The organism is Ruegeria sp. AB11 (assembly GCF_056536325.1).
This window is the reverse complement of record NZ_JBQFJO010000001.1, coordinates 1,077,414-1,104,137: the sequence shown is the minus strand read 5'-3', so window position 1 is coordinate 1,104,137 and position 26,724 is coordinate 1,077,414. Positions and strand designations below refer to the sequence as shown.

At 56.2% G+C, this 26,724-nt stretch carries 31 protein-coding genes; 15 read left to right on the top strand and 16 right to left on the bottom strand.

What is annotated here, in order from left to right; translation table 11 throughout:
• Nucleotides 1-78: 78 nt before the first annotated feature.
• Nucleotides 79-1,524, bottom strand: a complete 1,446-nt coding sequence (locus ACR3EJ_RS05630) for a pyridoxal-dependent decarboxylase (RefSeq protein WP_170541820.1) — start codon at nucleotides 1,522-1,524, stop codon at nucleotides 79-81.
• Nucleotides 1,525-1,799: 275 nt separating this feature from the next.
• Between ACR3EJ_RS05630 and ACR3EJ_RS05625 the strand changes: the two genes are divergently transcribed.
• Entirely contained in the window at nucleotides 1,800-2,795 is a 996-nt protein-coding gene (locus tag ACR3EJ_RS05625; RefSeq protein ID WP_170541823.1) for a Hint domain-containing protein, read from the top strand.
• A 39-nt stretch (nucleotides 2,796-2,834) separates the two neighbouring features.
• On the opposite strand, the gene ACR3EJ_RS05620 is transcribed toward ACR3EJ_RS05625, so the two are convergent.
• The gene (locus ACR3EJ_RS05620; RefSeq protein WP_058274981.1) at nucleotides 2,835-3,485 is read right to left on the bottom strand and encodes a peroxiredoxin; all 651 of its coding nucleotides are present in this window, start codon (nucleotides 3,483-3,485) and stop codon (nucleotides 2,835-2,837) included.
• 218 nt (nucleotides 3,486-3,703) lie between these two features.
• On the opposite strand from ACR3EJ_RS05620, the gene ACR3EJ_RS05615 reads away from it, so the two are divergent.
• The 3 genes from ACR3EJ_RS05615 (at nucleotide 3,704) to ACR3EJ_RS05605 (ending at nucleotide 6,592) form a co-directional block, all read left to right on the top strand.
• The gene (locus tag ACR3EJ_RS05615; protein WP_170541827.1) at nucleotides 3,704-5,143 is read left to right on the top strand and encodes an aldehyde dehydrogenase family protein; all 1,440 of its coding nucleotides are present in this window, start codon (nucleotides 3,704-3,706) and stop codon (nucleotides 5,141-5,143) included.
• Between the two features lie 131 nt (nucleotides 5,144-5,274).
• Nucleotides 5,275-5,817: an RNA polymerase sigma factor SigZ gene (sigZ, locus tag ACR3EJ_RS05610; protein ID WP_170541830.1), complete on the top strand. Its 543-nt coding sequence runs from the start codon at nucleotides 5,275-5,277 to the stop codon at nucleotides 5,815-5,817.
• A gap of 64 nt (nucleotides 5,818-5,881) precedes the next feature.
• Complete coding sequence (locus tag ACR3EJ_RS05605; protein WP_170541833.1) at nucleotides 5,882-6,592, top strand: glutathione S-transferase family protein; 711 nt, start codon at nucleotides 5,882-5,884, stop codon at nucleotides 6,590-6,592.
• 45 nt (nucleotides 6,593-6,637) lie between these two features.
• Here ACR3EJ_RS05605 and ACR3EJ_RS05600 read toward each other — a convergent pair whose 3' ends face one another.
• Both ACR3EJ_RS05600 and ACR3EJ_RS05595 read right to left on the bottom strand, forming a co-directional pair.
• Nucleotides 6,638-7,072 carry a glyoxalase superfamily protein gene (locus tag ACR3EJ_RS05600; RefSeq protein ID WP_170541835.1) on the bottom strand — a complete coding sequence of 145 codons (435 nt, stop codon included), beginning with the start codon at nucleotides 7,070-7,072 and terminating at the stop codon, nucleotides 6,638-6,640.
• A 176-nt stretch (nucleotides 7,073-7,248) separates the two neighbouring features.
• On the bottom strand, nucleotides 7,249-8,100 hold the full coding sequence (locus ACR3EJ_RS05595; RefSeq protein WP_170471759.1) for a bifunctional helix-turn-helix domain-containing protein/methylated-DNA--[protein]-cysteine S-methyltransferase: 852 nt from the start codon (nucleotides 8,098-8,100) through the stop codon (nucleotides 7,249-7,251).
• 99 nt (nucleotides 8,101-8,199) lie between these two features.
• On the opposite strand from ACR3EJ_RS05595, the gene ACR3EJ_RS05590 reads away from it, so the two are divergent.
• The 5 genes from ACR3EJ_RS05590 to ACR3EJ_RS05570 all read left to right on the top strand — a co-directional run bounded on the left by ACR3EJ_RS05590 (nucleotide 8,200) and on the right by ACR3EJ_RS05570 (nucleotide 12,633).
• Nucleotides 8,200-8,670, top strand: coding sequence for a MarR family winged helix-turn-helix transcriptional regulator (locus tag ACR3EJ_RS05590; RefSeq protein WP_260023371.1), 471 nt, complete (start codon nucleotides 8,200-8,202; stop codon nucleotides 8,668-8,670).
• A gap of 1 nt (nucleotide 8,671) precedes the next feature.
• A complete protein-coding gene (locus tag ACR3EJ_RS05585) occupies nucleotides 8,672-9,313 on the top strand; it encodes a cysteine hydrolase family protein (protein WP_010438592.1) in 642 nt (213 codons plus the stop codon).
• 96 nt (nucleotides 9,314-9,409) lie between these two features.
• Entirely contained in the window at nucleotides 9,410-10,054 is a 645-nt protein-coding gene (gene nth / locus ACR3EJ_RS05580; protein WP_170541841.1) for an endonuclease III, read from the top strand.
• The gene (locus ACR3EJ_RS05575) at nucleotides 10,051-11,040 is read left to right on the top strand and encodes an adenosine kinase (protein WP_170541844.1); all 990 of its coding nucleotides are present in this window, start codon (nucleotides 10,051-10,053) and stop codon (nucleotides 11,038-11,040) included. The genes nth and ACR3EJ_RS05575 overlap by 4 nt, the downstream gene beginning before the upstream one ends.
• A gap of 255 nt (nucleotides 11,041-11,295) precedes the next feature.
• Nucleotides 11,296-12,633 carry a leishmanolysin-related zinc metalloendopeptidase gene (locus ACR3EJ_RS05570; RefSeq protein WP_170703572.1) on the top strand — a complete coding sequence of 446 codons (1,338 nt, stop codon included), beginning with the start codon at nucleotides 11,296-11,298 and terminating at the stop codon, nucleotides 12,631-12,633.
• Nucleotides 12,634-12,682: 49 nt separating this feature from the next.
• Here the strand turns inward: ACR3EJ_RS05570 and ACR3EJ_RS05565 are convergent, their stop codons facing one another.
• The gene (locus ACR3EJ_RS05565; protein WP_170541851.1) at nucleotides 12,683-13,174 is read right to left on the bottom strand and encodes an RNA pyrophosphohydrolase; all 492 of its coding nucleotides are present in this window, start codon (nucleotides 13,172-13,174) and stop codon (nucleotides 12,683-12,685) included.
• Between the two features lie 137 nt (nucleotides 13,175-13,311).
• Here ACR3EJ_RS05565 and ACR3EJ_RS05560 point away from each other — a divergent pair, with 137 nt between their 5' ends.
• Nucleotides 13,312-15,339, top strand: a complete 2,028-nt coding sequence (locus ACR3EJ_RS05560; protein WP_170541854.1) for an NADPH-dependent 2,4-dienoyl-CoA reductase — start codon at nucleotides 13,312-13,314, stop codon at nucleotides 15,337-15,339.
• Between the two features lie 87 nt (nucleotides 15,340-15,426).
• Complete coding sequence (locus ACR3EJ_RS05555) at nucleotides 15,427-16,728, top strand: MFS transporter (protein WP_170703571.1); 1,302 nt, start codon at nucleotides 15,427-15,429, stop codon at nucleotides 16,726-16,728.
• A 4-nt stretch (nucleotides 16,729-16,732) separates the two neighbouring features.
• Here ACR3EJ_RS05555 and ACR3EJ_RS05550 read toward each other — a convergent pair whose 3' ends face one another.
• Nucleotides 16,733-17,053: an NIPSNAP family protein gene (locus ACR3EJ_RS05550; protein ID WP_170541860.1), complete on the bottom strand. Its 321-nt coding sequence runs from the start codon at nucleotides 17,051-17,053 to the stop codon at nucleotides 16,733-16,735.
• Between the two features lie 72 nt (nucleotides 17,054-17,125).
• Here ACR3EJ_RS05550 and ACR3EJ_RS05545 point away from each other — a divergent pair, with 72 nt between their 5' ends.
• A complete protein-coding gene (locus tag ACR3EJ_RS05545) occupies nucleotides 17,126-17,806 on the top strand; it encodes an ArsR/SmtB family transcription factor (protein ID WP_170541863.1) in 681 nt (226 codons plus the stop codon).
• 3 nt (nucleotides 17,807-17,809) lie between these two features.
• Here ACR3EJ_RS05545 and ACR3EJ_RS05540 read toward each other — a convergent pair whose 3' ends face one another.
• Entirely contained in the window at nucleotides 17,810-18,250 is a 441-nt protein-coding gene (locus ACR3EJ_RS05540; protein WP_260023377.1) for a DUF4399 domain-containing protein, read from the bottom strand.
• A gap of 228 nt (nucleotides 18,251-18,478) precedes the next feature.
• Between ACR3EJ_RS05540 and ACR3EJ_RS05535 the strand changes: the two genes are divergently transcribed.
• Nucleotides 18,479-19,384, top strand: a complete 906-nt coding sequence (locus ACR3EJ_RS05535) for a LysR family transcriptional regulator (RefSeq protein ID WP_010438570.1) — start codon at nucleotides 18,479-18,481, stop codon at nucleotides 19,382-19,384.
• 85 nt (nucleotides 19,385-19,469) lie between these two features.
• On the opposite strand, the gene ACR3EJ_RS05530 is transcribed toward ACR3EJ_RS05535, so the two are convergent.
• From ACR3EJ_RS05530 to ACR3EJ_RS05510, 5 genes are all read right to left on the bottom strand, one after another.
• Complete coding sequence (locus tag ACR3EJ_RS05530) at nucleotides 19,470-20,285, bottom strand: DUF2189 domain-containing protein (protein ID WP_170541866.1); 816 nt, start codon at nucleotides 20,283-20,285, stop codon at nucleotides 19,470-19,472.
• 148 nt (nucleotides 20,286-20,433) lie between these two features.
• Nucleotides 20,434-21,336, bottom strand: a complete 903-nt coding sequence (locus tag ACR3EJ_RS05525) for an OmpA family protein (protein WP_170541869.1) — start codon at nucleotides 21,334-21,336, stop codon at nucleotides 20,434-20,436.
• Complete coding sequence (locus ACR3EJ_RS05520) at nucleotides 21,333-21,947, bottom strand: peroxidase-related enzyme (RefSeq protein WP_480422828.1); 615 nt, start codon at nucleotides 21,945-21,947, stop codon at nucleotides 21,333-21,335. Before ACR3EJ_RS05520 ends, ACR3EJ_RS05525 begins: the two co-directional genes overlap by 4 nt.
• Nucleotides 21,916-22,626 carry a GNAT family N-acetyltransferase gene (locus ACR3EJ_RS05515; protein WP_170541872.1) on the bottom strand — a complete coding sequence of 237 codons (711 nt, stop codon included), beginning with the start codon at nucleotides 22,624-22,626 and terminating at the stop codon, nucleotides 21,916-21,918. Before ACR3EJ_RS05515 ends, ACR3EJ_RS05520 begins: the two co-directional genes overlap by 32 nt.
• Nucleotides 22,623-23,345: a molybdopterin-binding protein gene (locus tag ACR3EJ_RS05510; protein ID WP_170541875.1), complete on the bottom strand. Its 723-nt coding sequence runs from the start codon at nucleotides 23,343-23,345 to the stop codon at nucleotides 22,623-22,625. The genes ACR3EJ_RS05515 and ACR3EJ_RS05510 overlap by 4 nt, the downstream gene beginning before the upstream one ends.
• A gap of 51 nt (nucleotides 23,346-23,396) precedes the next feature.
• On the opposite strand from ACR3EJ_RS05510, the gene sfsA reads away from it, so the two are divergent.
• Nucleotides 23,397-24,107, top strand: coding sequence for a DNA/RNA nuclease SfsA (gene sfsA / locus ACR3EJ_RS05505; protein ID WP_170541878.1), 711 nt, complete (start codon nucleotides 23,397-23,399; stop codon nucleotides 24,105-24,107).
• Between the two features lie 41 nt (nucleotides 24,108-24,148).
• On the opposite strand, the gene ACR3EJ_RS05500 is transcribed toward sfsA, so the two are convergent.
• Nucleotides 24,149-24,790: a GNAT family N-acetyltransferase gene (locus tag ACR3EJ_RS05500; protein WP_170541880.1), complete on the bottom strand. Its 642-nt coding sequence runs from the start codon at nucleotides 24,788-24,790 to the stop codon at nucleotides 24,149-24,151.
• Between the two features lie 36 nt (nucleotides 24,791-24,826).
• A complete protein-coding gene (locus tag ACR3EJ_RS05495) occupies nucleotides 24,827-24,994 on the bottom strand; it encodes a hypothetical protein (RefSeq protein ID WP_170541883.1) in 168 nt (55 codons plus the stop codon).
• 88 nt (nucleotides 24,995-25,082) lie between these two features.
• Between ACR3EJ_RS05495 and map the strand changes: the two genes are divergently transcribed.
• Entirely contained in the window at nucleotides 25,083-25,895 is an 813-nt protein-coding gene (map, locus tag ACR3EJ_RS05490) for a type I methionyl aminopeptidase (RefSeq protein WP_170541885.1), read from the top strand.
• Here the strand turns inward: map and ACR3EJ_RS05485 are convergent.
• Together ACR3EJ_RS05485 and ACR3EJ_RS05480 are read right to left on the bottom strand one after the other, a co-directional pair.
• Nucleotides 25,883-26,062, bottom strand: coding sequence for a hypothetical protein (locus tag ACR3EJ_RS05485; RefSeq protein ID WP_170541888.1), 180 nt, complete (start codon nucleotides 26,060-26,062; stop codon nucleotides 25,883-25,885). The two genes, map and ACR3EJ_RS05485, sit on opposite strands and share 13 nt — an antisense overlap.
• A gap of 25 nt (nucleotides 26,063-26,087) precedes the next feature.
• Nucleotides 26,088-26,723 (bottom strand): HAD family hydrolase, encoded by a 636-nt coding sequence (locus tag ACR3EJ_RS05480; protein ID WP_170541890.1) that lies wholly within the window; start codon nucleotides 26,721-26,723, stop codon nucleotides 26,088-26,090.
• Nucleotide 26,724 lies beyond the last annotated feature (1 nt).

Below are 26,724 nucleotides of genomic sequence, written 5' to 3'. Positions count from 1 at the left end.
GTCTTTTTGTCTTTATGATCCCCGCATAAACAGAAGCAAGTACTGCCCGCTTCGAATCTATGTGTTGGCGCGGAACTTTCATTCCAAATCCGCTCCGATTTGCAGAACAGTGTCGAGGAAAAGCTCCAGATCTTGCCGCTGCGTGCGGTGATTGTTGATCGCCACGCGCAAGCAATGCTTCCCGTCCAGGGTGGTATCAGAGGGAACCGCGATACCGGATTCCTGAACCCGCAACATGATTTCTGTGTTGATTTCCCTTAGCCGATCTTCATCCGCGATCCCATTGGTATAGCGAAAGCACACGATGTTCAGATCCACGGGCGCGACGAGTTCAAGCCGCTGGTCGGCACTCACCAATTGCTGCAGATATCGCGCCTGTTCGATGTTCTGATCGATCAGACGGCCAAACTTTTCGACCCCGTTCTCTTTCAGTGACATCCAGATCTTGAGTGCTTTGAACCCACGGCTAAGCTCAAAACTATAGTCGGCCAAAAACTTGCCAGCGATCAGCCCGCGTTCCTGAATTTGCAGATAGTCGCCGTGCATCTCAAACGTATCGAAATGGCGCTTTGCGTCCCGGACCAGTACGCAGCCAGCTTCGAAAGGGCTGTGCAGCCATTTATGCGGGTCCAAGGCGATGGAGTCGGCCAACTCTATTCCATCAACCAAATGTTTGTTGGCGGGCGCCAAGCGCAGGAAAGCACCAATACAGCCGTCAACATGGAACCACATCCCTTCGCGACGACAGATTTCCGCGACCGCAGCGAGATCATCCATTGCACCGGTATTCGTCGTCCCTGCCGTCGCGATCACGCAGGCCGGTTTGATGCCTTTGGCCCGGTCTGCTGCGATGGCGTTTTCCAACGCAGGGATGCGCATTCGATTGTGGTCATCGCTTGCAACCTCTGTCAGCGACTTTGCGCCATGGCCCATCGTCTCGAGTGCTTTCTGATGGCAGCTATGTACTTGGTCTGAAGAGTAAAACCTGAGGGGTTGCGGCATGCCCAATATGCCTTCGGCGCGAACGTCAACGCCGGCAAGTGCGTTTCGCGCCACATTCAGAGCCACCATATTGGCCATCGAGCCACCGCTGGTCAGAGTTCCACTAGCGTCCTCGGGAAAGCCCATCAATTCCTTGAACCAGTCAACCACCTGATTGTCGATCATCGCCGCAGCCGTGTTGCCGCCACCAAGGTTCGAACCGTCAACCGCGGCAATAAAATCGCCCAGTGCACCGGTGAAATTGGACGAACCCATATACCATCCCCAGAACCGTGGATGGATGTTGCCCATGGAATACGGGAACAGGTTTTCGCGCAGGTCGGCATAGACGGCATCAAGCGGCTGCGGCGTCATGGGTGCAGGGGATTTGAAGAAGTCTCGAACCGTATCCGGCATTTCCTGCCAGACATGCCGATCACGGACCTGGGACAAATGCCCGATCGCATCGTCAACCATCTGATGTGCAAGATTGCGCGATAGGGTCCAGTCTTCCGGATCCAGAGATTCTTCAAAATTGCCCATGTCAAAACCCCCAAGTGTTCAAAAGCCGCAAGTGTGGGGTGCACATGATACTTAGTCAATCTGCCTTGGATTCTGATCCTGATTTGGCCGGTCAATAAAGCTGTGAGACCCTATGCGCGCTTCATTAGAAAGGGGACACCCACGGGGCCTCGGGTTCCGCTCACACCGTCCTTAGCCGCACTCAGGTGCTGGTTCGGTAAACCAATTCTTAACACTTATAAGTTGAGTTAGCTCAAAGTTAAGGAATATAACGATATCCGGGAAATCGCTCCGCTTTGGCCTCGATCACCATCTATGAAATCAGCGGCGACCCGTTTGGCAATCCAAGCGTGACCATCACCGAAGGGTATCAGGTCGAAATCACCGATGATGACGGCCTTCTTGAAGATCCGGATGGAAACGGCGGCCAGCAGTTTAACACCAGTACGCTTCCTAACCTGGACAACTCGGGCAACCTCCAGATTTTCGAAGGTTACACGGCCACTGTAAGCGGGGCGCCAGTTACCTATACTCTGATTAATTTTTCAGGGACGCAATACATCGTCGTGACCTCTGGCGATGTTGAAGTCGGCGATGTTCTGACAGGCAACACGCTGGCGCAGAACCCCGCGCCGCCGGTGGCCTATGACAGCCTGCCTAGCTTTGTCTGCTTCACATCGGGGTCCTACATCCTAACTCCGTCCGGTCGCCGTTTGATTGAAGAGATCAAAGTCGGGGATCAGGTGATCGTCGCGGATGGCACCAGCCGGGCCGTGCGCTGGGTGGGCAGGCGGTGGCTGAGCGAAGCGGATCTGCATCAGACCCCGAAGCATTGTCCGATCCGGATCAGCGCAGGCAGTCTGGGACCGCAAACGCCGTCGCGAGATCTGCTGCTGTCGCCGCAGCATCGGGTGGTCGTTTCGTCACCGGCAATGGAACTTCATCATAGTCACTCGATGATGCTGGCGACTGCTAAATCTCTGGTCAACGGTAAGACCATCAATCAGCTGCCGCCGGAAGGAGGTGTCGAGTATATTCACATCCTGTTCGACCAGCATGAGTTGGTGAATGTTGAAGGGTTGTGGTCGGAATCATTTTATCCCGGCGACCATACACTCGACGTGATGAGTGTGGCGGTGAAGGAAGAACTGTTCGATCTGTTTCCCGAACTGCAGTCGGGTGCTCGCGGCTATGGTGATACCGTGTTGCCGGTGCTGAGATCATTCGAAGTGCAGATTTTGCGCTCGGGTTTGTGCGCCCCTTCCGGGACCACACCAGCATTTTTGCATTGAAAGAAGCAGGGGGCTTTTGCCCCCTGCCCGTCTATCCGTTTAGGACGGCGCTTTGGTCTTACGCAGATAAGGGAAGATCGTCTCGAACTCGCCGAACTTTTCTTTCGCCTCATCATTCGATACCGCAGGCGGGATGATCACATCCTCACCCGGCACCCAGTTGGCGGGAGTTGCCACGCCCTTGGCGCTCATTTGCAGCCCGTCCAGTGCACGCAGGATTTCCGCAAAGTTCCGGCCCACGGTCATTGGGTAGGTCATCGACAGCTTCAATTGTTTGTCCGGACCAATGATAAAGACCGAACGTACGGTGGCACTGTCGGCAGGCGTACGACCGTCGGGCAGATACGCTTCTGCCGGCAGCATGTCGAAGGCTTTGGACACGGCCAGCCCATCATCAGCAATGATCGGGAAGCCGGGGTTGGCGTTGCCATATGCTTCAATGTCTTTCTTCCACTTCTTGTGGTCTTCGACACCATCGACCGACACACCCATCACCTTGGTGTTCCGCGCCGCCCATTCATCGTTAAGCTGCGCAACGGCCGAAAACTCGGTCGTGCAGACGGGGGTGAAATCCTTGGGATGCGAGAACAGGATTGCCCAGCTGTCGCCGATCCAGTCATGGAATTGGACGGTACCTTGATCCGTTTCTGCTGTGAAATTCGGGACGGTGTCGTTGATACGCAAACCCATTGGAAAACTCCTCTACTGTAGAAAATCGTGAGTCGGTTGCTGCCAATCTAATCACTTACCGCAAAGGTTAAACCATTCATGTTGCCCTGTCAGGAAATTCGGTAGATACATAATTTGATCAAATTATGATTCTCACTTGCCTTGCACCAAGTCAGGTGACAGAGTGCACATGAAAGCCGACCGGACGGTCGATTTATTTTTGCTCCGGAGGATGAGCCATGATCGAAAAGCGCGAGTTCTATATCGACGGCAAATGGGTTGCCCCATCAGAACCGAATGATTTCAAAGTCATCGACCCCTCGACCGAAGAGCCCTGCGCGGTGATCTCGCTGGGATCTGAGGCCGACACGAATGCGGCGGTCGCTGCGGCCAAAGCCGCCCTACCCGGCTGGATGGCCACACCCGTCGAAGAGCGCATCGGCTTGGTGGAAAAGCTGGTCGACATCTATGCTACGCGTTCGGAGGATCTGGCGCAGGCGATGTCCATGGAAATGGGTGCGCCAATTGACATGGCGCGTACCCAACAATCCGGTGCGGGCATCTATCACCTGAAAAACTTTATCCGCGCCGCCAAGGCGTTCCAGTTCGAACGTCCGCTGGGTGATCACGCGCCGAATGACCGGATCATCTATGAGGCGGTAGGTGTCGCTGCCCTGATCACGCCCTGGAATTGGCCGATGAATCAGGTCACGCTCAAGGTGGGCGCCGCCGCGATTGCGGGCTGCACGATGGTGATAAAACCCTCGGAACAGAGCCCGCTGAACGCGATGATTTTTGCCGAGATGATGGATGAAGCTGGCTTTCCAGCAGGCGTCTTCAATCTGGTGAACGGCGATGGTGTCGGCGTCGGCTCGCAGCTATCGGGGCATCCAGATGTGGATATGGTCAGCTTCACCGGCTCGACGCGCGCAGGTACTGCGATTTCCAAAAACGCCGCCGATACCTTGAAAAAGGTGCATCTGGAACTGGGTGGCAAAGGCGCAAATGTGGTCTTTGCGGATGCCGATGAGAAAGCAGTCAAACGCGGCGTGCTGCACATGATGAACAACACCGGCCAAAGCTGTAACGCGCCCAGCCGGATGCTGGTGCAGCGTCCGATCTATGATCAGGCGGTTGAGACCGCCGCCGAGGTGGCCAACAAGATTACCGTGGGCAGCGCCGCTGAAGAAGGTCGCCATATCGGACCGGTGGTGAATGAGGTTCAGTGGACCAAGATTCAGGACCTGATCCAGAAGGGTATCGACGAAGGGGCGCGCCTGGTCGCTGGTGGCACCGGTCGGCCCGAGGGATTGAACAAGGGCTATTATGTACGCCCCACAGTATTTGCTGATGCAAACAATCAGATGACTATCGCCCGCGAAGAAATCTTTGGCCCCGTCCTGACCATGATCCCGTTTGATACCGAGGATGAGGCCATCGAGATCGCCAATGACACGCCTTATGGGCTAACCAATTATGTGCAGACCCAAGATGGCGACCGCGCCAATCGAATGGCCCGCGTGTTGCGATCCGGCATGGTTGAGATGAATGGCCAGTCTCGCAGTGCAGGGTCACCGTTTGGGGGTATGAAGCAATCCGGGAACGGACGTGAAGGCGGCGTTTGGGGGTTGGAAGACTTTCTGGAAGTGAAGGCCGTAGGCGGCTGGCCTGCGGAGTAAGCATCCATCGCATTTGACTATGGGGGAGTGCGCTTCGCAGGCGCGCTCCGCTTTCATTTGGATACGCATCCCAGCGTCTCGGAACTGGCCAAACTTGAAAAAAGCCTTCTGGGTGACCATACCTGCCAGTTATGCAAATAGAAGAAATCTGGCCAAACTACCGCGCACGTATCAAGGCGTTCCTGCATTCCAAGGTGGCAAACCCGGCGGATGTAGACGACCTATTGCAGGAAATATCGATCAAGGTTTTCACAGGGCTGCCGACACTCAGCGACCCTACCAAGCTGCAATCCTGGCTGTTCCAGACTGCTGACCGCACAATCATCGATTTCTACAGAAAAAACGCGCGGGCAAAGACCGTTGATCCCGAAGATCTTTGGTATTCCAGTGACGATCCGGGCATCCGTCAGGAACTGGAAAATTGCGTTGAGCCATTTATCCGCGGCTTGCCCGCCGAGACGGCAAAGTTGCTTATGGACATCGACATCAATGGCGTGTCCCAAAAAGAATATGCCAAGGCTCACGGACTATCTTATTCGACATTGAAATCCAGAGTTCAAAAGGGTCGCGACGACCTGCGTAAAGCATTTGACGATTGCTGTAACTGGACCATCGATACACGCGGAAATATCGCGGAATATCATTTAAAATCTGATAACTGCAAAAAATGTTGAGCCAATCTTCGTCTTTTTAATTCGGGCGCCGTCTTACAGGTGAACGTATCAAAAGGATAAAACGATGATCAAAATTATCAGCTTCAAAATCTGCCCGTTCGTGCAGCGTGTCACCGCGATGCTGGAAGCAAAAAACGTAGCCTATGACGTGAAATACATCAGCCTAAGCGACAAACCGGACTGGTTTTTGGAAATTTCACCGACGGGCCAAGTGCCTGTCCTGGTAACCGAGAACGGTACCGCGCTGTTCGAATCCGACGCGATCGTAGAATACATCGACGATGTCACCGCGCCATTGCAGGCAAACATTTCACCCGAGCAACGCGCAGTTAATCGCGCTTGGAGCTATCAGGCGACGAAACACTATCTGGTCCAATGCAGTACGATGCAGAGCGCCGACAAGGCGACGCTGGATGGTCGCATCCGCAAACTGGATGCGTCGTTTGCCAGGGTTGAGAAACAACTGGGCGAGGGCTCATTTTTTGCCGGCGAAGAACTCGGCAATGTTGACATCGCCTGGCTGCCGCTGCTGCACCGCGCGGCTATTGTCGAAAAACACAGCGGTTATGACATGCTTGCGGGTTATCCCAAGGTGAAGTCATGGCAGCAGGCTGTGCTGCAGACGGGAATTCCGGCGAAATCCGTACCCGCGGATTTCGATCAGAAGTTCTCGGATTTTTATTTGGCCAAACGCACATGGCTTGGGCGAGGCGCAAACCTGAATGAAGCACCCAGCGCGCCCGCAAAATCAACCGGGAGCGGGTGCTGCGGATAGAATAGGAATACTCCTGCTCTGCAATCGCCGGGCAGGAGCTCGCCATCAAACCGGTCGAATGGTCAGTTGAGGCTCTCCATTCGACGTGTGCCGGGTGGATCGACCATCCCAGCCAATCTCGCCGGTGACACGCTGCCGATAAGCCGAAAAACTATCGAACTGTACCACATCTACAGGCGCGTCGAACTGCAGGGTCACCCGCCGATGTGATCCATCACCCAAGATTGTCAGGCCACGGATTTCCGCAGTAAAGGGCTGACCCAAATATCGGCCCTCAACCCGGTCACCAACGCGTAGTTGCATTCGATTACCGGCCATCGAATGCAATGTATTCCAGTCGCGGGCACCATGCTGATTCGCCAGCAGTTCCAAGGCCTCGCTATGCGATAGTTTCACCCCGCTATCCTGCAGACGTTTGCGCAGGCGCTTAGCCTGCTCTTTCAGCTCCGCAATCGGAGCAATGTATTGAGTATGTGTCATGATCTGCCTCGTTTCCTTGAACGGGCGCGAAATCTGGACGGGGCTCGCATTGCCATCCGCACGCCAGGAAAGGGCAACAGATGCTATTCAACCGGGTTTCACCAAAGCCAAAGGCTGCGAACGGCAGGGGACCCGAACCTGCCGCGCCTTTTGGCAGCCTCGGATCGACCTGTCAATCAGGCGTCTGCCTGCGCCGCCTCAAAGGCCAGCATGGCGCGTTTGACCGGCAGGCCCCAGTGGTAACCACCCAGACCGCCCGATTTGCGCAAAGCACGGTGACACGGGATCAGCCAGCTGACCGGGTTCCGGCCCACCGCCGTGCCCACCGCACGCACCGCTTGTGGCGAGCCAACCCGCTGCGCGATTTCTGAATAGGTAGTGACCTGTCCAGATGGGATATGCATCAACGCCTCCCACACTTTGATCTGCAACGGCGAGCCAATCAGATAGAGCGGTGTCGGTTGCAAGCGGTCACTTTCCGCGCCAAAGGCACTAAGAACCCATGGGCGCAGGCGCATCGGGTCTTCGACGAACTCGGCCTGAGGCCAGCGCGACAGCATGTCTTCCATCGCCTCTTCTTCACCTGTTTCAGCGCCAAAGGCGATGCCGCAGATCCCCTTGTCGGTCCCCATGACCAGAGCCGGGCCAAATGGGCTTTCAAACCAACCCCAATAGATCGTCAGACCCGCGCCTTTACGCGCGTATTCGCCGGGGCTCATGGATTCCCATTTCAGGAACAGATCGTGTAACCGCCCGCTACCGGATAATCCGACGTTATGCGCGGTCTCCAGCGTGGTAAAACGTTCGCGCAGCAGTGCCTTGGCATGGCCCAAAGTCAGGTACTGCTGGTATCGCTTGGGTGACACCCCAGTCCAGCGCGAGAACAGGCGCTGGAAATGGGCTGGGCTCATATCCATTTGGCGGGCCAGCTCATCAAGGCTGAGATTCTCTCCACCCTGATCGATCAATTCGATCGCGCGCCGCATGACGTTGTAATGATATCCGCTTTCTGCTGTCTGGATGTTCATCGGTCACCTCATCAGTTACAGGAACAGTAACTTGCCCCCGGCGATCTTGCGACCCGGAACCTGCGCTTTATCTTGTCAACTGAGTTGACGAATCAATCTGTGTGCCCCTACTATTCAGGTATGGAACACAGGTTGGATCAGCTTTATCAGGCAGTGCAGGCCGCCCGGCCATTGCTTCGGAACATCACGGCAGCCGTTGAGCAGGGCAGCCAGCGCAAAGGCGTGACCGTCGGACAACGTGCCCTTCTGGAAGGTCTATCGCTATTTCCAGGCGCGACCGCCCCGGTGCTGTGCGCCAAGCTGCAGCTGAAACGGCAATATGTCTCGCGCATCTTAAAAGAGCTGATGAGCGAACAGCTGATCGAAAGCCAACCCAATTCCAGACGTGCAGGCACCCATTGCTACCGGCTGAGCCCTTCGGGCGATGCGACGATCACGGCAATCAGAGCGGATGAGATGACAAAGCTGTCACGCTTTGCACAGGATTTTTCTGCGTCAGAGCTTGCCGCTTACCACAAGGTTCAACTTGCCCTGACCCGGTACTTTGCAGACCTCGCCAAGGATACCTGACATGTCCGTCCTTTGGATCATAGCGACCGGGATAGTGATCGCCGTTTTATATATACTCCTGGAAATCCGTAAGATTGGAACTCCGACCACCGGGCCCAAAATAAACCTTGCATCGCGGCCTGAAACGGCGCTGCTGGTGATCGATATGCAAACAGATTTTACCTCGATGTCCGCATGGGATGACGCGCAGATCGAGGGCGCCTTATCGGCGATCCGGTCGATGACGGATAGCGCCCATCAGTCTCGTAGGCCCGTGATCGTCATTCGGCATGAATTCGAAGGGAGGCTGGCGAACATGCTGAATGGTTGGTTCAATCAGGGGCGTGGCAATGCGGAATCAGACGGGATCGGATTGGATCCGCGTCTCGCGCTGAATCCGGATGCCGAGTTTGTAAAGTCTGTGGGTGACGCCTTTTCTTCGTCGGTTTTTGAGCAGTTCCTGGAAGAAAAACAGATCGGAACGCTGGTTCTGACAGGGTTGGACGGGTGTCATTGCGTGAACAAGACCGCGCAGGGCGCGCTCAATCGAGGATACCGGGTTCAGATCGATCCGGCAGCCGTTCTGGTGGCTGACCCGAGCCGATGGCACGGGATCAGGAATCAACTTGCAACGGCGGGCGTAGATTTCCGACCGCAGACGTAAGGCACAGGGACAAATCGACCAAGACCCGCACTTGAGCAAAACCAAAACGCACCTTTTCAATTGCGACCGCTTGTCTGGCAGGGCATTAAGGCTCGGATGGCCAAGCAACTTGGATACCACAAGATCCGCGAGATCTTTACGCGTTTTCACGACGCCGACCCTGAACCCAAGGGCGAGTTGGAGCATGTGAACGTCTATACGCTGGTCGTGGCCGTCGCGCTGTCGGCGCAGGCGACCGATGCGGGCGTCAACAAGGCCACCCGTGACTTGTTCAAGATCGCCGATACCCCGCAAAAGATGCTGGATCTGGGCGAGGAGGGTCTGATCGAACATATCAAGACCATCGGTCTGTTCCGTCAGAAAGCCAAGAATGTGATCAAGCTGAGCCGCATTTTGGTCAAGGACTATGGAGGCGAGGTGCCGAACTCCCGCGCCGCGCTGCAATCGCTGCCGGGTGTGGGGCGCAAGACCGCTAATGTCGTACTGAACATGTGGTGGCGGTATCCGGCGCAGGCAGTAGACACGCACATCTTCCGCGTTGGCAACCGCACCGGCATCTGTCCAGGCAAGAATGTGGACGCGGTTGAGCGCGCTATCGAAGATAACATCCCGACCGATTTCCAGTTGCATGCGCATCACTGGCTGATCCTGCATGGCCGCTATCACTGCAAGGCACGCAAACCGCAGTGCCCGACCTGTATCATCCGCGATCTCTGCGAATTTGAGGACAAGACTCTATGAAGACCTACCAACTGACGGGCATCGGAAACGCCGTTGTGGACGTGATTTCCCAGGCCGATGACAGTTTCCTTGAGCTGATGGGTATCGAAAAGGGCATCATGCAGCTGATCGAGCAGGAACGCGGCGAAGTGCTGTATGCCTCGATGGAAGGTCGGGTGCAGACACCGGGCGGTTCGGTTGCAAATACCATCGCCGGAGCGGGTGCATTGGGCCTGGATTCCGCTTTCATCGGACGCGTACATGATGACGCCCTGGGTCGGTTCTACGCCGATGCGATGAACGAGGATGGGGTGGATTTCGTAAACCCTCCGATCCCGGGTGGAGAACTGCCGACCTCTCGTTCAATGATCTTTGTCTCGCCGGATGGTGAGCGGTCGATGAACACCTATCTGGGTATCTCGTCCGAGCTGTCGTCTGAGGATGTCTCGGAAGAGGTCGCCGGCAATAGCCAGATCATGTTCCTCGAAGGCTATTTGTTCGACAAGGAAAAGGGCAAGGCGGCGTTTTTGGAAGCTGCGCGCAACTGCCACAAAGGCGGCGGTAAGGCAGGCATCGCCATTTCCGATCCGTTCTGTGTTGAACGACACCGGGTCGACTTCCTGCTGCTGATCGAAAACGAATTGGATTTTGTGATCGGCAATGAGGCTGAGATCAAATCGCTGTTCGAAACCGACGATCTGGAAGAGGCGCTGGCTAAAACGGCCGAGATTTGCCCTCTGGTCGTCTGCACCCGGTCTGGCGATGGGGTGACCGTTCTGAACGGCGATGCACGCATCGATGTGCCAGTTGAAAAGGTCGTCCCTGTGGACGCGACCGGTGCAGGTGATCAATTCGCCGCCGGCTTCCTGTTCGGCATGGCAACGGGTCGCGATTACGAGACCTGCGCACGCATTGGCAATGTCTGCGCCCGGGAGGTGATCAGCCATATCGGGCCAAGACCGGAGGCAAACATGCTTGAGTTGTTGCGGGGGAAAGGGCTGCTTTGAGCCAAGAGCAGCCGGTCATGCAGACTTCGGCTGCTGCGCCGCAGCGAATAACTATATATAGCCCATTTAGACTTTCGCGTGGGTAAAAATTGCGCAGTTGGATTGGCTAACATGCTGCAGGCCAGAGTATTAACCAAACATTAACATCGTATTCTTCATGCATTAAATCACATTATTCTATTCTTATAATCAGATGTATTGGAGGGGTGACTACTCGGAGGTATGTAATATGCAAGAAATACGTTTTGATCGAATTTGGTTTGGCGACTTTTTTATGCCATTGACGGATGGATCCCCAAGCAGAATATCGCTCCCAACGGACTCGAACCGTTTGCAATGGCTGATAGTGAGGTATTTCGCGCAACACTTCAAAATACAGCTCTTGATAGCGACGAAAGTATGGGCTCTCTTGAAACCGAAGATGAATACCCAGTACTAAACTCAGGCAATCAATTCGGCAGTGCCGATGATGGCAGCGTAGATACCCTCGATACCTATATTGACTCGGTCTTAGAGCATGTGAGCGCGCCCAATGGTGCTGCGCTTGGATCACCAGTTGCTTGCCAGGCGTTGCGCTCAATCTTTCAGCCTGCAACGTTTGAAAGACAGAGCCTTGAAGGCTCGGACGCAACCTTTGTTGACTACGAAGAGTTCAACATGGGCAATCCGTTCGGCGGCGGCGGCGGAGGAGGAGGTCGCCCGGGAGGCGGCGATGATGGTGATGGGGATGGGGATAGCGGTGGCGGCAATGTTGTAGAAGCTACCTACACTTCCGGCACTCTTGATGCCGGGTTCGACGATACTATCACCGTAGATACCAATCGCGGCACCACTGACCCGTTTAATTTCCAGATCGAGTTTACCGGCAGCGGAACAGATTGGGACACTACGATTGCAACAACCATCAAAGGCTACGTTGAAGCGGCGGCGGAGTTTCTTTCTTCAGTCATTGCTTATGGCTTCACGGATGATGACAACGGTTTGAAGTCAGACGGTACGGAGTTTGTACTCGATGACCTGTATGTTGAAGTTAAACTTGAATCGGGAGCGCTGGGTGGAGAGGTAGCATCAGCAGACATATATGCAGCAAACGATTGGGACGGTAACGGCACCGCTGAAACACCAGCGGGAGCGACCCTTACGATCGACCTCACTGACGCAGCTTCACTTGATGCGCTCGGCGTACTGGATGACACCATACTTCACGAGATGATGCATACGCTGGGATTTGGTATCCTTTGGGATGTTGCTGGCAACGATCTGACAACGAAATCCAAGGGTGATCTTGTCTACACTGGGGCAGCAGCTACGGCTTTGTATGGTGATAACATTCCGGTGGAAGGCGGTGGCGGGCGCGGTACTTCCGGAGGTCATTGGGACGAGGCCGCTTTGGACGCCGAACTAATGACAGGGATCGTTGAACAGACCGACACCATGTATCTGGCGGACTATTCGCTTGCTTCGCTAGAGGATCTTGGGATTTATGACCTTGCTGACGGATGGGAAGAGGAACTCGCTGCCCTGAATGGCTCAAACGAAGCAGGCGACGGAATAGATTTGATGGAGTGGTACAACGATTTTCTTATCGCTTGATCAAAGTCTTGTCTGCAAACCGACATGCACTCAATGAAGTGAACTGCGGTCAAATCTCAGGCAAATGTCCTCGAAAGACCTCGACCACACGCGCATACACGTCTCGTTTGAAGGGTACGATTTCATCAACGAGCCGTGACGGTGTCTGCCACTTCCAGTGGGTGAATTCCGGGTGCTCAGTTGCGATGTTGATCTGATCATCCCGCCCCAGAAACCGCATCAGGTACCATTTCTGCTCCTGCCCGCGATACCGGCCCTTCCAGATTTTGGGCACAATGTCATGCGGCAAGTCATAGGGCAGCCAGCCGTCGGTCTCGGCGATGATTTCGACCAGATCTGCGGTCACGCCGGTTTCTTCCCAAAGCTCGCGCAGGGCGGCATCGCGCGGGTCTTCGCCCTTGTCCACACCGCCCTGAGGCATCTGCCAGGCGTCTTTGTGGCGGTCGTTACGCTGACCGACAAAAATCGATCCCTTGGCATTCATTAGCATCAGCCCGACACAGGGGCGATAAGGAAGTTTTGCTATCTGGTCGGGGGTCATATGCGGCCTCATGAACATTCTTTTAAGCGTCTGTAGCAAGCACTGCGGCAAACGCAAAGGGAATGACGTTAGGTTTCGCGTGACAACGGTGACGCGAAGGTCAATCTGACGGACAAAGTCGGGAGGGAGAGTTTGCCATGACTGCGTACCCAAACATGCTGGCCCCGCTGGATCTGGGCTTTACCACGTTGAAGAACCGCGTGCTGATGGGCTCGATGCATACCGGGCTGGAAGAGACTGGCGACTGGAACCGTGTCGCCGAGTTTTACGCGGATCGCGCGCGTGGCGGTGTGGCCTTGATGGTGACGGGTGGAATTGGCCCGAACCTAGAAGGCTCGGTTCTGCCTGGGGCCTCGATGATGACCAATGAAACAGAAGTGGCAAACCATTCCATCGTGACCAAACGCGTGCATGAGGCGGGTGGCAAGATCGCAATGCAGATTCTGCATGCGGGGCGGTATGCCTACGGGCCGAAATGCGTGGCCCCCAGCCCGGTGAAATCCCCGATTTCTCCGTTCCCACCTACCGAATTGGATGAGGAAGGGATCGAGAAGCAGATCGCAGATATCGTCAACGCGGCCCGGTTGGCCCAGAAGGCGGGCTATGACGGGGTCGAGATCATGGGGTCCGAAGGGTATTTTCTGAACCAATTCCTCGTGACCCACACCAACAAGCGCGAGGATCGCTGGGGCGGGTCATACGAGAACCGGATGCGTCTGCCCATCGAAGTGGTGCGCCGCACGCGCGAAGCCGTGGGGACCGATTTCATCATCATCTATCGCCTGTCGATGATTGATCTGGTGCCCAATGGGTCGACCCATGACGAAGTCGTTGAACTTGCGCAGCGGATTGAGCAGGCCGGGGCCACAATCATCAACACTGGGATCGGCTGGCACGAGGCGCGGATTCCAACGATTGCCACCAGCGTACCCCGTGCGGCCTTTGCGTGGGTCACAAAGAAACTGATGGGCAAAGTTGGCATCCCGGTGATCACCTCGAACCGGATCAATACGCCTGAAGTGGCCGAAGAGGTTTTAGCGACCGGCTGCGCTGACATGGTGTCTATGGCCCGTCCGATGTTGGCCGATGCGGATTTCGTGAATAAAGCGATCGCCGGTGAGGCAGCGAAGATCGCCCCGTGCATCGCCTGCAATCAAGCTTGCCTGGATCATACCTTCAGCGGCAAGCTGACCTCGTGCCTGGTCAATCCGCGTGCCTGTCATGAAACCGAACTGGTGATCGGCAAGTCCGCGGTACGCAAGACCGTGGCCATTGTCGGCGCGGGACCTGCCGGTTTGTCGACCGCGATGACTGCCGCCCAGCGCGGCCATGACGTAACCCTGTTTGATCGCGCCGCCGAGATTGGCGGACAATTAAACATGGCCAAACAGGTGCCGGGGAAAGAAGAGTTCTGGGGACTGGTCGACTGGTACCGCACCATGATGGACGATCTGGGTGTGACGGTCGAACTGAACCGCGAAGTCAGCGCGGATGATCTCACCAGTTACGATGAAGTGGTCATCGCCACCGGTGTCACCCCGCGCGATCCGCAGATCCCCGGACAAGAGCAAGACAATGTGCTCAGCTATATCGACGTGCTGCGCGACAAGGCCGAGATCGGCAAATCGGTTGCTGTGATCGGGGCCGGAGGCATCGGGTTCGACGTCTCCGAATTCTTGCTGGAAGATGGCCACAGCCCGACCACGGACCTGCCTCTTTGGATGAAGGAATGGGGCGTCACTGACCCGGCCGAACATCGCTCGGGACTGGCACCCGAAGGTCCGCAGCCTGAGGCGCCCGCGCGGCAGGTCACGTTGCTGCAACGCAAAGCACAGCGTCACGGCAAGGGGCTCGGCAAGACAACGGGTTGGATTCACCGTGCGACCCTAAAGATGAAAGACGTTAATTTCGTAGGCGGCGTGAATTACGAGCGCATCGATGATGACGGCCTGCACGTGAGCTTTGGCGAAGCCCACGAAGACCCGACTGTGATCCCGGTGGATACGATCGTACTGTGCGCGGGTCAGGTCTCGGACCGTTCACTGGCAGATGAGCTAATTGAACGCGGGATAACACCTCATGTGATCGGTGGTGCAGATTTGGCCGCCGAGTTGGACGCAAAGCGCGCAATCAATCAGGGGACGCGGCTGGCGGCAACTTTCTAAATTGCGTCGGATTGGCGCCAATCCGGTTGCCAATCCTTGCTATAGTCTCCCGTTTATCGTGAAGTTGGCACGATCAACACACGTTGTTTGAAACGGGACTATGAGTCAGGAGCCGTTCGTACCGCGCCGCAGCAACCTGCCGATTATAGCCGGGCAAGGTGCGCTGTCCGTCATGGCCTGGTCCATGGCCAGCCCGGCGATCGTATTGACTTTTCTTGCGGTGTCACTGGACCTGCCCGTCTTTTTGGCTGGCCTTTTGATGACCATTCGGCACGCGCGGGCACGCTTGCGGATATGTTCTTTGCACAGTCGATCACCCGACTTCCCCAAAAGAAGTCAGCCATCGCCCGGGCTGATCTGGCGGTTGCAATATGTTTTCTGATTGTCATTTTCGCCGTTACCTACGGCAGTAGACCGATAACCATTGCAGCATTTGTTGTTGGGATATTCGTCATCGGTGTCTTGGGAGAGATCAAGAGCCTGATGATCATCGATTTCATCAGCGACAATCTGACCTCAAAAGACAGGATGCGAATTAGTTATACGCAGAAGGCGCTTGGAGGCGCTGCAACGATTGCCATTGTACTGTTGCTGCATCAGCTATTTCAGGATGCCCCCGCACTGACACGACACAGCACAGTAGTCGGACTTGGTGCCACCTGCTTCGTTTTCTCAGCCGTATTCATGATGACTCTGCAAGAGAAATCGCCGGATCAGACCTCGAGCACCGCGTCGTCCGCCAACACACGTTCGGAGGCGTTTAAGGCATATTGGCAAAAGGCCAAAGCGCTACTGAAAGAACGCTGGTTTCAGAAATACGTTCTGATCCGGCTTGCTTTTGTTCTGACCGGCCTGTCGGTTCCGTTCTACGCATTGCTGGCGGCAGAGGCGCAGCACAGCTCGTCGCAGGGTCTGACAGCGCTTGTTGTATCGTCGGCAGCCGCATTGTTGGTGGCGTCGCCCCTTTGGAGGGCGCTCAGCAGTTATTCCAATCGAGTCGTCATGGTGGCCGGGGCGTCGATGGTTGCCCTTACAGGGATAGGGTTGGCAGCGATCCATCGTTGGGGATTTGATCACAACGTGCATCTGCATGCCGTGTCGCTGTTTATCGTAACTGTAGCCGTCACCGGGTTGGGCAGTGCTCGTGGGCTTTATTTTATGGACGTCGCCCCAAAATCCCAACGGATCGCGGCGCAAGCGATCTCACAAACGCTGGTGCGGGTTGCCGTCGTCGCCATCTCAGCGGCTTTGGCTGCGATTGCCCACATGAATGAAATCGTATGGGCGGTCGCTGCCATTTCGGCCGGTAGCCTGCTTGCGGTTGTGGCGATTCTGTCCTTTGTCGAACCGAGTATTCCGAAGGGCGCGAGGCAGGAAGAAAAGGCGTAGTTCGTTACGTTCTATCATGCGGCGCTGAGACACATCTGAGCCAAGTTCGATCCTCCCGTAGTATAAAGCCTTCTTGTTGCGCAAATGCGTAGTTCTCCTGCCCAAGTGGATCAGCCGACAGACGAGCGCGGTAGGACTCATATTCAGCAAGACTGGGAATGTTGTAGATTCCATAGGCTAAGGTCGATGACCCCTCGTGCGGTGCGAAATATCCGACCAGATCAGCCCCGCATCGCGGAATCGCCTGTCCCCAATTGCGCGCGTAGGTCTGAAACTGCTCTTTTTTCGTCGGATCGATCTGGTATTGGATTATACAAGTGAGCATAGACGCCTCCGGTTTATGATTGGCAAAGAATAACCTCTTGGATGCAGCTTATGTTTCGACTATGATCGAAGTATGCGAAACGGACCGGATATTGCACAGATCGCGGCGCTGATTGGCGATCCTGCGCGTGCCAATATGTTAACAGCACTGATGTCAGGCAAAGCGCTGACGGCTGGCGAACTGGCGCGTGAGGCCGGAATCAGCCCCCAAACCGCAAGCTCACACCTGAAAAAGCTGCTTGCAGGCAGCCTGGTCCGGGTGCGTGGACAGGGACGGCACAAATATTACGGACTGTCCGGAGAAGATGTAGCGCATGTGCTGGAAAACCTTATGGGGCTGGCTGCAGGGCGCGGCCATCTACGGACGCAGACCGGACCAAAAGATGCGGAAATGCGGTCGGCACGGGTTTGCTACAACCATCTGGCGGGCAGCCGAGGGGTGCAGATGTTCACCGCCATGCAGAAACAAGGGTATCTTGAGACAACGGAGGACGCGGTTCACCTGACCAAAGAGGGCACTCAATTCTGCATCGGCTTTGGCATCGATCTGGAAGGACTCGGCCGCAGCCGCGCACCGCTTTGCCGCCCCTGTCTAGACTGGAGCGAACGGGAAACGCATTTGGCCGGCAAACTCGGCCGCGCCATGCTGACCCGCATGGAAGAGATCGGCTGGCTGGTGCGTATACCTGACAGCCGCATCATCCGCTTTACCCGAACAGGAGAAACTGAGTTCGACGCACAATTCAGCGCTTAACCACTACTCTACAGTGATTGTAATCACCTCTGAAACGATTGGCGTCGCGTGGGGCACATGACCCGCATCACCCAACACAAGCTGCAAAGTGTGTTCCCCCGGGCTCAATTCCAGCGTGACCTCGGTCTGGCCGCCGCCAAAGTGGATGTGATTGTCATCTGCGGGCAGCCCATAGGCCAGTTCATCCGCGCCGTCTTCACCCTGCCCCAACGGAGGACGATCAACCAGAAGGTGATGGTGGCCCGTGTTCTCCTTTTCGGTTCCGGCAGGAGCAACACCCATGCCACTTAGGCCAAACACGATCGTGACGGGTGATTGTACGGTGTCTCCGTCAGTCAGATTTGCGAAATAAACCCTGGCATCAGGGTTTGACGGCGTTTCTCCTCCGGCCGACGCGAGAGTTGCGGACAGGCACAGAGCGGCAGCAGCAAATAGGGCTTTCATGATCTCCTCCATGGTCACAAAAATGCCATCCTCATCATAGCACGATAGAGAAAAAGTCCAGATATCGGTTATTTGTGTTGGGTGTTTGGAATTACAGCACGACAACTTCGGCGTTTCCCAGTCGCAAACGATCCCTATCAAAACCCTGATATTATCTCATGTCTGCCCAGTTCTCGCCCAGATTGATCGCGATAAAGAGACAACGAACAGAAGACCTGGGGAACGAGAATGGATCGACTGACCGAAATGGAGGCCTTTTCCAACGTGGTGGACCAGGGTGGTTTCACCGACGCGGCCAAAAAAATGGGTATCTCCAAATCAGCCGTGTCCAAACACGTGTCGAGCCTTGAGGCGCGGCTGGGTGCGCGACTGCTAAACCGCACCACACGCCGGGTTTCACCGACCGAGATTGGACTGGCCTATTATGATCGCGCCCGGCGCGTGCTCAACGATGCGGGCGAGGCAGATGCGCTTGTAACCTCGATGCAATCCGACCCTTCTGGTCTTCTGCGGATCAGTGTGGCGACGGATTTCGGTGTCAATCACCTGTCACCTGTGCTTTCGGAATTCCTGTCTGCCTATCCCGATATCACCGTGAACATGGTGCTGAACAACCGTTACGTCGAACTGATCTCGGAAGGCTTTGACGTGGCTGTGCGCATTGGGGAACTGGAAGACAGCACCTTGCGCGCCCGCAAACTGACCGAAACCGTAAAACGCATGGTCGTAGCGCCCAGCTATATCGAGCAGTTTGGGCGCCCGCAAAAGATCGACGACCTGAATGAACACAAGCTACTGCACTATTCGAGCCAGTCCTCGGGCAGCGTCTGGAAACTGACCGCGCCGTCGGGCGAGAAACGTCAGGTGCGCACCGCTGGTTGGTTAAGCGTAAATGACGGGCAGTCGCTGTTGAACGCCGCAATCTCAGGCCTTGGGATCGCACATCTGCCAAGCTATCTCTATGCCGACGCGCTGAAATCGGGCGAGGTGGTGGATGCGATGCCTTCGCTTCCGGACGAGGTGCAAGGCGTTTACGCAGTTTATCCGCCGGGCCGGTTCACCCAGCCCAAGGTGCGTGCTTTCATCGATTTTCTGGTCGCATCCTTCGCTGAAAAAGGTCCGATGGATTGGTAGAATTCTCCCTGTGGAACCTAAATGGCCCGCGCTGATCAGTGCGGGTCTTTTTTGTTTTGTCGCTCGTTCGATCTGAATCTGCCGGTCAAACCTCAGCAGGTGATACAGCCCGCTGATACAGGTGCCATGTAGTGTGACCCAGGATCGGCAGTGTAAAGACAAGTCCCAAAAACGCAGGTACCAGCGATATCAGCATGGTGACCGAGATGATCGCAGCCCAGCCGAGCATCACCACCGGATTCTCGGAGACGGCGCGAACCGAGGTAAGCATGGCAGAGACGAAATTGGTTTCACGATCCAGCAGCATCGGCATGGCGATAACGGTTACCGAGAACAGCACAGCCGACAGAAACGCCCCGACGCAGGTGCCAATCGCAAGGAAGGTCCAGCCCTGCGGCGTGAAAAGCACGATGTTCAAGAACCCCTCAAAATCGGAAAATGACGCTTTTTGCAGAGTGATCGCCAACCAAAGGCGGATTTGATAGGTCCAGACCCAGAATATGAACAGGGTGACGAAGGCCATCCAGCCCAGCTCGCGTTTGCGTTGATTGGCCATGACGGTGAGGATTTCGGACCACCCGAAGTTTTCCCCTTTTTGCAAGCGACGAGACATCTCATAGAGCCCTGCGGCTGCGAAGGGCGCGACCAGCGGAAAGCCTACCGCCGCAGGAATGATCATCCAGATCTTGCCAAGCCAAACCAGGCACCAGACGAACAGGATGCCGAAAACCGCATAGAACAGGCCGAAAAAACCGCTCATGACCGGGCGTGCGAGGAAGTCGGAAAACCCGGCCTTGAGCGATGCGGTGATATCTTCCGCTGTCAGCCTGTTGACCTCGGGCATGGCTGGTTGTGGGGCCATGTTGTCCGGCGGTGTGGAATCGTCGGTCCTGGAAGCCATGACGCACTCCTCCCTAAGCTTGGTGGCGGATGGGACTGCCTTCCAACAAGTCCGACGGCAAGGCAGCGGCCCCGTTCATCTGCAAGTGTGCATCAGGGTGCGGCATCAGGGCAAGAGGGGCGCAGAGCGGTTGCGATGCCCGCGCCCGTCAGTTGACCAGCAACACCGCCTCGACCCGGCGATTAATATCTCGGCCCTCGGGCGTGGCGTTCGAGGTGATGGGCGCAAGATAGCCCACACCCTGCGCCTCGATCCGGTCGGCGGCAACGCCATGCGCTTCAATCAGGCGCGCGCGCACGGCTTCGGCCCGTTTGGTACTGACCGCAATATTGGCCGGCAAGGCGCCGGTATCATCCGTGTGTCCGACCAACGCCAAGCGGGTCGATGGATTGTCGGCCAGATAACCCGCAAGCAGCGCCAGCGAGGCGAAAGGCCCCTCGCCCAGCGCGACTTCACCGGTGCGAAAGTGCAGGTCATCGAGAATGACGTGTCCGGTGCCGCTGAGATCGCTGAGCAACCCGGCCGAACCTTCAACAGTTTCCTCGATCACCAATGGCGGCGCGGGCTGCGTGCCCAGTGGGGTCACCCAGATCATCTGCACATAGCCATCCGGCGGATTACGGCTGACGAGCAGGCTCAGCACCTCGTCGCCGCGGGCGGCGGACAGAAAGCGGTAATCGTGGATCGCCACATACATGTCGGGTGTCGGCACCACTTCGGTGCCAAAGCGGAAATCGAACCCGCCACAATTGCGCGCCTCGCATTCAAACGCGATCTCGAAACCCTGCGCCTGAAGCTGATCCCGCAGAGGCGCAAGGATTTGCAGCGTTGTGCTAGACCCCGCCTGCAGCCGCCATGTCAGCCGCTCGACGCGCCCTTCGACATTACGCGACGGGACCGAGCCTTCGGCAAACACGCCGGTTGGCAGGTCGTAACTGTCCAACGCACTGGTGCGGTCAGATATCTGCCGGGAGCCCGCAGGAAAGTTCAACTCCTGCGCCAAGGCAGGCGCGGCCAGCAAAGCAATACAGATGAACAGGGTTCGGATCATCGGAACTGGGCGTGATACTCGGGGTTCGGGACCATTGCAGTCGCGCTCGCCACGCGGTTGGTCATGTTGAAGAAACCTGTGACATTGGCAATATCCCAGATGTCGTGATCTGAGAAACCTACATCGCGCAATTGCTGGCGATCGGGCTCTTCGATTGTGGTGCTGGCAGTGGTCATTTTGGCGGCGAAATCCAGCATCGCACGTTGGCGCGCATCCAGTTTGGCGACGCGGTAGTTCATCACCAACATCTCGCCCAGTTGCGGATCACCCGAAAGCTGCCGCACCGCCGCGCCATGGGCCACGAGGCAATAGAAGCATTTGTTGATCGAGGACACCACGACCGCGATCATCTCGCGCTCCAGTTTGGACAGCCCGCTGTCGGCCAGCATCAGGTCATTGTACATCGCGGTAAAGGCGTTCAGCTTGTCGATATCGAAGGCATAGGCGCGCAGGACATTCGGCACCATTCCCAGTTTCTCGACACAGATATCGAAGTATTTCTGCGTCTCTGGCGGTAGAGGGTCCACCATTGGCAGATCCAGGGCAGTGGGCATGTCCTGTTTGGTCAATTCGCTCTCCTCAGACGCGCTGGCGATAGTGGTATTCTCCATCGATCTTCATCCCAAGCGAGTGGTAGAGGCCATTGGCCCCCGCGTTCGCCTTGGTACAGATCACGCTAAGCGTCTGCGCGCCATTGTCCAGCGCCCAAAAGGCCGCGGCGCGCATGGCCCAGTTGCCCAACCCCTTGCGGCGGTGGTCCGGCAGGATTTCCAGCGCGTGCACCATCGCGATACCGTCATGGATCGCCACAAAGCCGGTTCCTGCGGGTTGATCGCTGTGGCGCAACAAAAGGCCGGTCTTTGGGCCCGGTGCCCGGTACATGATGGCAATCCGCTCGGGGCCGATACCGCCCTGCGCCCAGATCTCGCGCATGATGGCCAGCGGTTCCCAGATGTTGAAAACAGTCACGCGCGGGATCGGGATATCGGTCAATTGCTGCGCCGGGCAGGAATAGATATTGACCGGATCGAGAATGTCGTAGCCGCGTTCGGCAAGCATCGCATCCAGTGCTTCATCTCTCGGTCGCAGGCAGAAGATGCGTTTCTGGCCCATCGCCTGCATGGCGCCTTCAGCCGCGTCGATATCGGCGCTGGCTACGTCCCCAATCCGACTGGCGGCGGATACGCGTGACCCTCCGCCCTGCCCTTGTCGCAGCCGAAATGGGCCTTGCGTTTGATAGCCTGCAGCAGGCCATGTGCCGTCTACAACTGCAGCCCAATCGGTGCTCAAAGCTCGATCTCTTTCGCGAGGCGGGTCATGGCGGCATCGATGCGCCCGCCATCGGTACCGCGCACAACCACATTCGCCCCGAACACGCCATTTGTCTGAAACGGATAACATCCGATCGAGAGGTCGCCGAAATCTTTGGCGAGCGCGGCCAAGGTCGACGCTATATCGCCCTCACCTCTGTCCACACGCAGAGTCTGCGACAAAAGCGGGTTGCCTCCGGTAAGCAAAGGTAAAACACTCGCCACCATCGCCTGAAAAACCAACGGTACTCCGGCCATGACATGGACGTTTGCAATCGTAAAGCCGGGCGCGGTCGAGACCGGGTTGTCGATCAATTCCGCCCCGTCCGGGATACGCGCCATACGCAGGCGAGCGTCGTTCAGCTCCAGCCCGCACTTCTCGTAATGCGCTTCAAGCAGCGCCCGCGCGTCGTGGCGAACATCGATATGCGCGCCAAAAGCTCGAGCGATGCAATCGGCGGTGATATCGTCATGGGTCGGGCCGATGCCGCCACTGGTAAACACATGGTCATGGGCCTGGGATAGCGCCCTGACTGCCGCCTCAATCGCGGGCGCATCATCACTGACAATACGCACCTCTTTCAGATCGATGCCGTGTTTGGTCAGCTCTCCAGCCAGATAATGCATATTGGCATCGCGGGTGCGGCCCGAGAGGATCTCATCCCCGATCACCAACATTGCAGCGGTTGGATTGGCCATGGCGCGCCCTCCCTCTTGATCGACCGTTAGGGCAGGTATAGGCCCTAGGCCATGCGATTTGAAACCCCCCTTGTCCCCGCCCGCCTGATCCGACGTTACAAGCGCTTTCTGGCAGATTGCAGGTTGGAAGACGGGCGCGAAGTAACAGCCCATTGCGCCAATCCCGGCTCGATGATGGGGCTGGCGGAGCCGGGTGAGAAAATCTGGCTGGAGCCGAATGATGATCCGAAGAAAAAGCTGAAATACGGCTGGCGGCTGGTCGATCATGGGAACGGGCATTTTACGGGGGTCGACACATCCGTCCCGAACAAGGCGCTTCGTGCAGCGCTGGAGGCGCGCGAAATCCCGGAATTGGCGTCCTATGAAACCGTGCGCCCTGAGGTTAAATACGGTGAAAACAGCCGCATCGATTTCTTGCTGACCCAGCCTGGTTTGCCAGATGCCTATGTCGAGGTCAAAAGCGTCACCCTATCTCGCCAACCCGGTCTGGCCGAGTTTCCCGACAGCGTTACAACGCGCGGCACCAAGCATTTGGGGGAGTTGGCAGCGATGGCGGCGCAAGGTCACCGGGCGATCATGCTCTATCTGGTGCAGCGCTCTGACTGTGACAGGTTTGCTCTGGCTGCGGATATCGATCCGGCTTATGCGGCGGCATTTGAAGGGGCGCAGGCCAAGGGGGTAGAACGGATGATCTGCGGAACACGAATTTCTCCGGAAGGGGTTTGGGTCGCCTCAGGTTATGGACAAGCTTACGAGCGTTGACGGATTCAGGCCGCTTTGCTTATACACATCAAAAATCTAGTTTAAGCCGAAAGATCGAGTTCCATTAGCGCACAGGCCCCCTCGTCCTTGATATCCAGGAATGGCCGTTGCCCATTAATTTCAAAGTCTTCGTAACCGATCGAGTGAATGCCGACAAAGCCTGCTTTTGAAAAAAGGCTTTGTGAAAAACTGTTTGTCGCTTCGGCGAAAGCAATCCGATAACCAGAATTCTCAGCTTGCTTTAGACATGAAACTAGCAAGCTTTGTGCAATTCCTCTTCTTGAGAAATCATCACGCACTGCAATCATAAATATATGAAGGAATTTTTCTGCTTGAATGTCGTAGGCATTCGAAAAAACACTTTCCAACTCGTCAATTAGCGCGATGACGGGTTCAGAGTCTAAGTCCAGCGCATCAATCCCGTCGGGGGGTGGCTGACCGAAATCATGCGCTAAAACTGCGCCTACAATTTCACCAGTAGCTTGATTGAAAGCCACAGACGACAATCCTTCTTTTGCAGATTTTGATCCAAACAGCATGGCGATCTTTTCGAGCTTTACAGGCGAGAAGTTAGTTGCAACAGCGGGAGGATCCCGCCGGCTGAAAACATCGCCAAGCAGCTTAGACATTTCACCATTGTCTGCTTCTGACATACGCCTGACCCCGATCACTGAACTAGCCATTGGATAAGTCTCCCAAGATAAAGGGCATTAACGCCCTCATGCACGCACGGCGGTGTCGAACAGTTTCACTTTTGGCGTGAGCACCCGCATCGATCCGAATAGCATATACCAGTCTAGGCCATCTGTCCGCTTCGCCGCCAAATGCAGCACCCATCCCAATGTCACGTTGGCTTTAAGTCTTGAAGTCACCGATTCATTCGCCATCTTTAATTCGCGATCGCGCGCCCTCTGGTACTTTCTGCACAAGCAGCGTAAAAGAAGTGCTGCGTGAAATATTTGGAGTCTCGCACCGATGAAAGAACATCGTGGCCGTCTGACCAAGGATGGCATCCGTATCTACGAACAGAGTGACTTTGCCGGAATGCATGCGGCAGGGGCGCTGGCTGCGCAGATATTGGACGATATTGCTGATCATGTTTTTGTTGGTCAGACCACTGGTGCGATTGACGGGCTGATCACTCAGATGGTCGAGGACGCAGGCGCAGAATCAGCGACCATTGGCTATAAAGGTTATCAGCACGCAAGTTGTATCAGCGTGAACCATGTAGTCTGTCACGGCATCCCCGGCGAGAAGAAGCTGAAGGATGGCGATATCCTGAATATCGACGTCACTGTGATCGTCGATGGCTGGTTTGGTGACACCTCGCGTATGTACGTGGCTGGTAAGCTTCCGCGTAAAGCCGAGCGGTTGATTCAGGTGACCCATGATGCGCTGTTCAAGGGCATCGATATGGTCAAGCCGGGTAATACCTTCGGGGATATAGGCCATGCCATTCAGGCCTATGTCGAGGCGCACCGGATGAGCGTTGTCCGCGATTTCTGCGGACATGGGCTGGGCCGTGTTTTCCACGCGCCACCAAACGTTCTGCACTACGGCCGCCCCGGAACTGGCGCCGTGTTGGAAGAAGGCATGTTCTTCACCATCGAACCGATGGTCAATCTGGGCCGCCCCGAAACCAAAACACTTGCCGATGACTGGACTGCCGTGACACGCGACAAATCTCTGTCGGCGCAGTTTGAGCATTCGGTGGGTGTGACGGCCGATGGGGTTGAGATTTTCACGCTGTCACCGGGTGGCAAATATCATCCGACCTATTCGTCCTGATCGGTCGCCTGATCGCGTAACAGTTTCAACAGCAATGTCTCATCCCGCCATGGTATCACCGCGTCGTTGATGAACACCGGCGCACGCAACGGTTTGGTCGTCGGTCCGGTGGTGGTGTCGGCATCCTGCGAGAATGCCCAGAGCGGAGGTGAGATAGCGCGGTCCATGGGCCGACCTTACCATGCTTCGCAGTCAGAGTCCCAAAAGCCCCGGCACATGTGACATATCCGTGAAGACCTCGGCCCCCAGCGCAGCCAGCCGCGCGCCGTCGTCGTGGGCTGCATAGGCGAGGCAGCGCATATTGGCACGGATGGCGGCGGTGACGCCGTTCTCACTGTCTTCGATCACGACCGGCGATTTGGCGCCAAATTGCTGCGCCGCTGTCAGGAACAGGGTGGGGTCAGGTTTACCTGAGCCCAGCACATGGGCCGAAAACATGACCGTGCTGAACCGCTCCCACAGACCGTTTTGACCCAGAGTAATCTGCATTTTCTCTGGCCTGCCATTTGAGGCGACACAATAAGGAATGCTGGCTGCATCCAATTGCGTCAGCAATTCTGGGATGCCTTCAACCAAAGGAGTGCCCGCTCGCAGCCTCTTATAGATTTCCGAGTAGATTTGATCGGTCCAGTCGTCAGGCAGATCCGCACCGAGATCGCGCGCCTTGTCTCGGACACCAGTCATCGTACCACCGACGAATAGAGACATGCACTCTGCAAGGGTCAGGTGCAGACCATATTGGGCCAGATTGTCGATCATGACCTGATTGGACAGAACCTCGCTATCAACCAGAACCCCGTCGCAATCGAAAATGACCAGATCATGCATA

Coding starts and splice junctions, on each gene's coding strand:
- ACR3EJ_RS05520 (WP_480422828.1), bottom strand. CDS start 21,947: ATGGAGAATACCACTATCGCCAGCGCGTCTGAGGAGAGCGAATTGACC.
- ACR3EJ_RS05600 (WP_170541835.1), bottom strand. CDS start 7,072: ATGACACATACTCAATACATTGCTCCGATTGCGGAGCTGAAAGAGCAG.
- sigZ (WP_170541830.1), top strand. CDS start 5,275: ATGCAAATAGAAGAAATCTGGCCAAACTACCGCGCACGTATCAAGGCG.
- ACR3EJ_RS05605 (WP_170541833.1), top strand. CDS start 5,882: ATGATCAAAATTATCAGCTTCAAAATCTGCCCGTTCGTGCAGCGTGTC.
- ACR3EJ_RS05530 (WP_170541866.1), bottom strand. CDS start 20,285: ATGGCTTCCAGGACCGACGATTCCACACCGCCGGACAACATGGCCCCA.
- ACR3EJ_RS05585 (WP_010438592.1), top strand. CDS start 8,672: ATGTCCGTCCTTTGGATCATAGCGACCGGGATAGTGATCGCCGTTTTA.
- ACR3EJ_RS05500 (WP_170541880.1), bottom strand. CDS start 24,790: ATGGCTAGTTCAGTGATCGGGGTCAGGCGTATGTCAGAAGCAGACAAT.
- nth (WP_170541841.1), top strand. CDS start 9,410: ATGGCCAAGCAACTTGGATACCACAAGATCCGCGAGATCTTTACGCGT.
- ACR3EJ_RS05620 (WP_058274981.1), bottom strand. CDS start 3,485: ATGGGTTTGCGTATCAACGACACCGTCCCGAATTTCACAGCAGAAACG.
- ACR3EJ_RS05510 (WP_170541875.1), bottom strand. CDS start 23,345: ATGGCCAATCCAACCGCTGCAATGTTGGTGATCGGGGATGAGATCCTC.
- ACR3EJ_RS05575 (WP_170541844.1), top strand. CDS start 10,051: ATGAAGACCTACCAACTGACGGGCATCGGAAACGCCGTTGTGGACGTG.
- ACR3EJ_RS05485 (WP_170541888.1), bottom strand. CDS start 26,062: ATGGACCGCGCTATCTCACCTCCGCTCTGGGCATTCTCGCAGGATGCC.
- ACR3EJ_RS05495 (WP_170541883.1), bottom strand. CDS start 24,994: ATGGCGAATGAATCGGTGACTTCAAGACTTAAAGCCAACGTGACATTG.
- ACR3EJ_RS05615 (WP_170541827.1), top strand. CDS start 3,704: ATGATCGAAAAGCGCGAGTTCTATATCGACGGCAAATGGGTTGCCCCA.
- ACR3EJ_RS05595 (WP_170471759.1), bottom strand. CDS start 8,100: ATGAACATCCAGACAGCAGAAAGCGGATATCATTACAACGTCATGCGG.
- sfsA (WP_170541878.1), top strand. CDS start 23,397: ATGCGATTTGAAACCCCCCTTGTCCCCGCCCGCCTGATCCGACGTTAC.
- ACR3EJ_RS05535 (WP_010438570.1), top strand. CDS start 18,479: ATGGATCGACTGACCGAAATGGAGGCCTTTTCCAACGTGGTGGACCAG.
- ACR3EJ_RS05565 (WP_170541851.1), bottom strand. CDS start 13,174: ATGACCCCCGACCAGATAGCAAAACTTCCTTATCGCCCCTGTGTCGGG.
- ACR3EJ_RS05525 (WP_170541869.1), bottom strand. CDS start 21,336: ATGATCCGAACCCTGTTCATCTGTATTGCTTTGCTGGCCGCGCCTGCC.
- ACR3EJ_RS05550 (WP_170541860.1), bottom strand. CDS start 17,053: ATGCTCACTTGTATAATCCAATACCAGATCGATCCGACGAAAAAAGAG.
- ACR3EJ_RS05560 (WP_170541854.1), top strand. CDS start 13,312: ATGACTGCGTACCCAAACATGCTGGCCCCGCTGGATCTGGGCTTTACC.
- ACR3EJ_RS05480 (WP_170541890.1), bottom strand. CDS start 26,723: ATGCATGATCTGGTCATTTTCGATTGCGACGGGGTTCTGGTTGATAGC.
- ACR3EJ_RS05540 (WP_260023377.1), bottom strand. CDS start 18,250: ATGAAAGCCCTATTTGCTGCTGCCGCTCTGTGCCTGTCCGCAACTCTC.
- ACR3EJ_RS05545 (WP_170541863.1), top strand. CDS start 17,126: ATGCGAAACGGACCGGATATTGCACAGATCGCGGCGCTGATTGGCGAT.
- map (WP_170541885.1), top strand. CDS start 25,083: ATGAAAGAACATCGTGGCCGTCTGACCAAGGATGGCATCCGTATCTAC.
- ACR3EJ_RS05630 (WP_170541820.1), bottom strand. CDS start 1,524: ATGGGCAATTTTGAAGAATCTCTGGATCCGGAAGACTGGACCCTATCG.